This is a genomic window from Scytonema sp. PCC 10023 (assembly GCF_963920835.1).
GTDB lineage: Bacteria > Cyanobacteriota > Cyanobacteriia > Cyanobacteriales > Nostocaceae > Kalymmatonema.
The window spans coordinates 1-5208 of record NZ_CAWUDP010000214.1 but is presented as its reverse complement, the minus strand read 5'-3'; the positions used below and the strand labels follow the sequence as shown (position 1 = coordinate 5208).

Genomic DNA, 5208 nt, shown 5'->3' with positions numbered 1-5208 from the left:
TATACCCTCGTTTAATTTTACCAGAATGTATTAGACCCAACCGAGAACCGCTATATTTGTCTCCCAATATGGGGGTTTACAAGGCGATCGCACTGCTTTGGCGAGGAGAGCGATCGCCTTTTGCTATATAAATACAATATTAATTAATCGATTAATCGTCAACATGATTGCACGATTAACCAATAATATGTTTAGAATAGTGATCGACAATAGGAACGGAAAGATATTATGACAGCAGCGTTAACAGTTATGAAATCTCCCGTTCCTCCCAAGTTCACCAAAAGAGATGAAAGACGGGCTGTGCAAAACTCAAAAGTTAAAATACGGTGCCGCTTACAAGACCTGTTAGACGCTCAAGAAATGACCAGATCGGCTTTAGCGCAAGAAACAGGTTTAACCAGTGCAGCGATTAGGGGGCTTTGCGAAAACACTGCCAAGAGGTATGACGCTGACACTTTGGCTGTATTATGCGACTTTTTTGGGTGTGATCTGGGGGAACTATTTGAGGTTGTGCAAAAAGAAGGAAAAAAAGAGGTAGCATGAGCGCGATCGCCCAATCGCGAATTAACTTAAATTCGGAGTGACTATCAATGTATAACGCAGAACTTCCTGCTAACTTGACTGACTTTGGAGAATTGCTCCGTCGAGTTTTGGCGGGAGAAGAAGTTATTCTTTCTCAAGCTGGTACTCCCGTTGCTCGCATTGTCCCCCTAACTAACCAACCATTACCCCGAATTCCAGGATTGGACCGTGGTAAGGTAGTCATTGCCCCCGACTTTGACGAACCCCTACCGGAGGATGTTTTAAACGATTTTCTTAGCCCCCTAGACATCCAGAATGAAAGTATTACTTGATACCCATGCATTCATTTGGTGGGTTACAGATGATTCCCAACTTTCATCCACGGCTCGCGGTATAATTGCTGACCCAGGTAACGTATTGTTCTTAAGTGCTGCGAGTGCGTGGGAAATCGTTATTAAGGTACGTCTAGGAAAACTAAAGTTACCTGAACCACCAGAAACCTATATTCCAAGTCGGTTGACAATGAATCGACTTGAGGGACTACCGATTCAAATGGTTCACGCTTTACAAGTAACAAATTTACCAGATTTACATCGTGACCCTTTCGACAGGATAATTATTGCTCAGAGCCAAGTGGAAAAAACGCCAATTGTAACTGTAGACAGTCAGATTACTCAGTACCCTGTTGATGTGATTTGGTAATCATATATCTGTACTAACCCGCATTTCTCACAAGTTAAATGATGCTCCTGAAGGGAGCTGCGCTCGGGCGATTGCCATGCAGGGCACTGCGCGGAGCGCAATCGCATTCTGGCACGCTCGCTTGCGCCCAATCGCCCACTTTCCCCCAGAACCAAAAACCTGTTAACTACTTTTAGCGCTCATACTGCGATCGCACGAAGTGCCCGCCAACGCAAAGGCGATCGCGAAGACAGCGCACTGCCCAAAGGGCGATTGCATTCTGGCACTGCGCTCCGCGCAATCGCCTGGTTTCCCCCAGAACTAATTTGAGCAGCGTATACGAAGAGAGCAGGTTGTCGTAACTCATTGCCTCCCTTATGGGCATCGTGTTGAGATACGTGTCAAAACCTGCATTCCGGGTCTGAAATGTTTTGCTATATCTAGCTTTTAGCGATTTCTAATTTCCGACTACCGCAGAGTACAGTACATTCTCTGTGCTTGGTTAGGACAATGCTAGAACAGCAGCACCTTGACAGCAGACAGAAACTAAAAGCCCCTGATACATTACCGAGGGCTTTTATTCGTTGATAGGGCAGATATATTGAATTACTACAGGTATCACTTACAACTTGCCTCTACATTTAGCCAAAGTTGTGTAAATATACGGTTTTATTATGTATAATGTCTGCAAAAGGGTATTAGATGGAAAAAGTTTGGATAACTACCCAAAATTAGGTAATTAGACGGAAATTTTCCGTCTAAGAAATACTTAGCTGGACAGTTATAGTTACGCAATGAGGAGTAACACAACAGATGAATTGGTATCAAAACCCTACAGTCGCTGCAATTATTGGTGGGGTTGTAGGAGCAGTAATAACAGCGGCAGCATCTATATTCATCTGGCAAAAAACAAACCGAGTTAGGCGAGTCGATTGCATTATCAACGATGCATCTTCACTATTGACATTTTCAGATACAATTCGCAGTGAATTAGAGGTTAAATATTCAGGAGAACAGGCAACCTCTGTATTTCTGTTCAATCTCGAAGTTTTTAATTCTGGTAACCAAGCAGTTGGAAATCAACCAGTTCTGATACGACTGGATAACAATGCAAAAATTGTTGGTTATAGCTTAAAGACCGAGCCTGAAGTTGGTTTTGGGAAAATTAGCGAGTTGCAGCGTCAGAATGGCCAACTTGATCTAAGTATTGAACTATTAAATCCAGGAGATCGTGTCTACCTTGAGTTGATCTCTGTAAATAATACATCTGAACTGATTGAGGTATACATGAAAAATGCTGTGATTTGAATCATAATTTGACCAAACGGACAAGATATGGTACAAAACCACTTAGGATAAGATATGCTTCATAACTTGAATAATGAGTTTTTAAATAAAAATGATAATCAGCCAAGGGGTGGAGAGAGGGTTGAGCGACGCTCAACCCTCTCTCATTAAAAGAAAAAGTGAGAGGATGCCTACGGCATCCTCTCCCCCTCCTTCCATGATTATCATTCGCGATAATTAAGAACTCGTACTTTTTCCGACAGCATCTCGTTGAGGTTTGCGTTGTCCGACACGTGTCCCCGACTTTTTCTTGTTGGAAGTGGCTGAAAGCTCTTGTAGGTTCTGGTTGGTGACGTTCGCCCCGATTGTGCGTTCTCCAGACGGGACAACAGGTGTCGCAATTGGATCAGTACTCTCTTCACCAAGCGGCTTCGAGGTCATTTCAGGAGTTGTAGTCGATGCAGTTTTTTTGCGAGTCTGCTTTTTCTTTGGCGCTACTTTTATCGGTGCAAGCTCTTGTGTTTCGTCCGTGTTGTGGGGTGGTGTAGGTATTGCTGGCTTTTTCCGAGTACGTTTTGTGGATGATGGTGACGACTCTTGAGGTTCGTTTGTGGGGCTACCAATGGGCGAGGTTCCATCAGGAACTGCACAGGTCGGTATATCCTTTGAATCCATCCCGATTTGTAGCAAATGCCATAAGTGTTCCCGGCGGCTCTCCATATAACTCAGTTTTTGCTCACCTTCGGTAGCATCGAGAGCCATGCGCTCGCACTGGGCTAAAGTTAAAGTGTGTTCGTGTATTTGTTTTAAGGTTAACGTCACAGAACCGTCATCTAATGCCGCTGCCACGGCTCGAATCAGCCAATCTTTGAGTACTCCAACACAACCAATAGAATGTTCGTAGAAGTAAAGCCAACTCTGCATTAATTCAGGAATATTGGTAGAAAGAGGTACTTGTTTGAGAAGCGCCAGTAACGCCGCTTGAAAATCCAGACGGTCTTTTTCATTTTGGTACAAGTAACGGGGAAAGTGGATATCCAAACCGCGCCGAGATGCCTGACCACTTAAATTCCGGAAATTTAACAGTTCGTAAGTACCAATGAGAATATGTAGCACACCCGTAACATTTGTCATGGATTTAATCCAGTCCAATTGGTCTAAAAGCTTACCAGCACTGCTTCCCGTACCAATCTTCATTAAATGTTGCGCTTCATCCAAGATAACTGCTTGCACACCACGTTTGGTCATTGCCTCTTCCAATGCATGGCGCAGTTCTGGCGAATCATTAAACTGTGCTGTTTTGCTAGGGCGTCCGCGCCCTTTTTTCTCCCATGTTTGCTCGGCGTCAATGTCTATGAGCATTCGACGCTCATAAAATGATTCATCCAAAAGCTTCAATGCAGTACGGTAATAGTCAGTGCGATTAAATACGCCAGCATCTGGTGGTCGTGTTTCTATAAGTAACAAAGGCAATTGAGGTGTATGACCGTTGCGATAGCCGGAATCATTGGATGTTGCATTTGTATCTTTGTTCCCATTTAAGCGTCTGGCAATTTGCCGTATCATGGTCGTCTTACCCACACCGGAAGGTCCATAAACCAATACATGAGCAAATCCCGCAGGTTCTCGAATTGCACGCATTAGATGCATATCAACCTTTTCCAATTGTGGATGATTGACAGCATACTCCTTGAATTGCGTCAGTAATTGAACCTTGGATTTCCTAGGCATTAGCGGTATTCCTCTAATATTGGTAGTTGTGTGATATCCAACTCTTTTACGTTTTGAGAAGACCTAGAATCAAATGCTACCTCTTCAATAGGAGTCGGTGTGAGTTCTTTACGGCTAACTTGGTTTGGTTGTGATACGGCTTGGGAATGACCTGGGCAATTTTCCAGCACAACTTTAGTTTCCAAATCGCGTAACCTTTGCACAAGTATTGCTTCATGTTCTTGAACATTGGCAATGAAGTCAGCTAAACGTTTGGCATTCAAATTATAAGAAGTGGCGCTACGTTTAGAACTTTGTCTGATTTCTTGTGCTGCGACTCGTATTTCTTTTTCACTACGTCCAACAAAAGTACTGTAATATTGCGAGTAACATCTCACCCAGCGTCCGTCAACATAGGCATAAGCTATTCCCATATCAAAAGGGTCGTAACGCACTGGGACATCAGTTTTTTCTACGGTTGGATTGCGGAAAGCATCACTCCAATAGTAAAGATAATTCACTTTAATTCCCTGTCCGGGCTGAATACGTGCCTTACCTTTGGTAGTCCCCGGACGTGTTGTCATCAGAAAATCCTCGTCATAGGCAACACTAATATGCGAGCGTTCTCCGGCGATTGACAATCCTTCGGTATAAACAGCATATGGGGATGCCCCTAACGAGTCATGGTGGTTAGAGTCGTAAATCTCGTAAGCCCATCTGCATAAGTGAGTGTATAAATCTCCCAGATTCCAAACAGCTAACTGTTTTGGGTCAACAGTTTTCGTCAATTGCCTCGGCTGCTTACTTGCTTGGGTGTTACCCAGTAAGTTGTAAATAAACTCAGTATTTGTCGTCCCAAACAATCGTTCAATGACTGAACCAAAGCGGGGTTTTCCACCAGGTCGTATTTTCTTGGTGCAGTGATACCGGGCAAGCAGGGTGTCAAAGTATATACTATGTGTAGGAGCCAGCAATAAGAAACGCTTCGACCAGCAATAAGGATCATTC

7 protein-coding genes are annotated in these 5208 nt (G+C 43.7%); 4 read left to right on the top strand and 3 right to left on the bottom strand.

Annotated features, from left to right (window positions below; translation table 11 throughout):
- Positions 1-228 precede the first annotated feature (228 nt).
- From ACM0OZ_RS47700 to ACM0OZ_RS47690, 3 genes are read left to right on the top strand one after another with little or no spacing between them, the layout of a single operon-like run.
- Positions 229-543: a helix-turn-helix domain-containing protein gene (locus ACM0OZ_RS47700; RefSeq protein ID WP_073635244.1), complete on the top strand. Its 315-nt coding sequence runs from the start codon at positions 229-231 to the stop codon at positions 541-543.
- Positions 544-590: 47 nt separating this feature from the next.
- Positions 591-854 carry a type II toxin-antitoxin system Phd/YefM family antitoxin gene (locus tag ACM0OZ_RS47695; RefSeq protein WP_073635243.1) on the top strand — a complete coding sequence of 88 codons (264 nt, stop codon included), beginning with the start codon at positions 591-593 and terminating at the stop codon, positions 852-854.
- Positions 838-1224, top strand: a complete 387-nt coding sequence (locus tag ACM0OZ_RS47690) for a type II toxin-antitoxin system VapC family toxin (protein ID WP_414589967.1) — start codon at positions 838-840, stop codon at positions 1222-1224. Before ACM0OZ_RS47695 ends, ACM0OZ_RS47690 begins: the two co-directional genes overlap by 17 nt.
- 172 nt (positions 1225-1396) lie before the next feature.
- Here ACM0OZ_RS47690 and ACM0OZ_RS47685 read toward each other — a convergent pair whose 3' ends face one another.
- On the bottom strand, positions 1397-1570 hold the full coding sequence (locus ACM0OZ_RS47685; RefSeq protein WP_414589966.1) for a hypothetical protein: 174 nt from the start codon (positions 1568-1570) through the stop codon (positions 1397-1399).
- 446 nt (positions 1571-2016) lie between these two features.
- Here ACM0OZ_RS47685 and ACM0OZ_RS47680 point away from each other — a divergent pair, with 446 nt between their 5' ends.
- Positions 2017-2511, top strand: a complete 495-nt coding sequence (locus ACM0OZ_RS47680) for a hypothetical protein (protein WP_414589965.1) — start codon at positions 2017-2019, stop codon at positions 2509-2511.
- Positions 2512-2727: 216 nt separating this feature from the next.
- On the opposite strand, the gene ACM0OZ_RS47675 is transcribed toward ACM0OZ_RS47680, so the two are convergent.
- The gene (locus ACM0OZ_RS47675) at positions 2728-4221 is read right to left on the bottom strand and encodes an AAA family ATPase (protein ID WP_414589964.1); all 1494 of its coding nucleotides are present in this window, start codon (positions 4219-4221) and stop codon (positions 2728-2730) included.
- The coding region (locus ACM0OZ_RS47670) for a Mu transposase C-terminal domain-containing protein (RefSeq protein WP_414589963.1) at positions 4221-5208 on the bottom strand (988 nt) is incomplete at its 5' end. The genes ACM0OZ_RS47670 and ACM0OZ_RS47675, both read right to left, overlap by 1 nt.

Coding starts and splice junctions, on each gene's coding strand:
- ACM0OZ_RS47695 (WP_073635243.1), top strand. CDS start 591: ATGTATAACGCAGAACTTCCTGCTAACTTGACTGACTTTGGAGAATTG.
- ACM0OZ_RS47675 (WP_414589964.1), bottom strand. CDS start 4,221: ATGCCTAGGAAATCCAAGGTTCAATTACTGACGCAATTCAAGGAGTAT.
- ACM0OZ_RS47685 (WP_414589966.1), bottom strand. CDS start 1,570: ATGAGTTACGACAACCTGCTCTCTTCGTATACGCTGCTCAAATTAGTT.
- ACM0OZ_RS47690 (WP_414589967.1), top strand. CDS start 838: ATGAAAGTATTACTTGATACCCATGCATTCATTTGGTGGGTTACAGAT.
- ACM0OZ_RS47680 (WP_414589965.1), top strand. CDS start 2,017: ATGAATTGGTATCAAAACCCTACAGTCGCTGCAATTATTGGTGGGGTT.
- ACM0OZ_RS47700 (WP_073635244.1), top strand. CDS start 229: ATGACAGCAGCGTTAACAGTTATGAAATCTCCCGTTCCTCCCAAGTTC.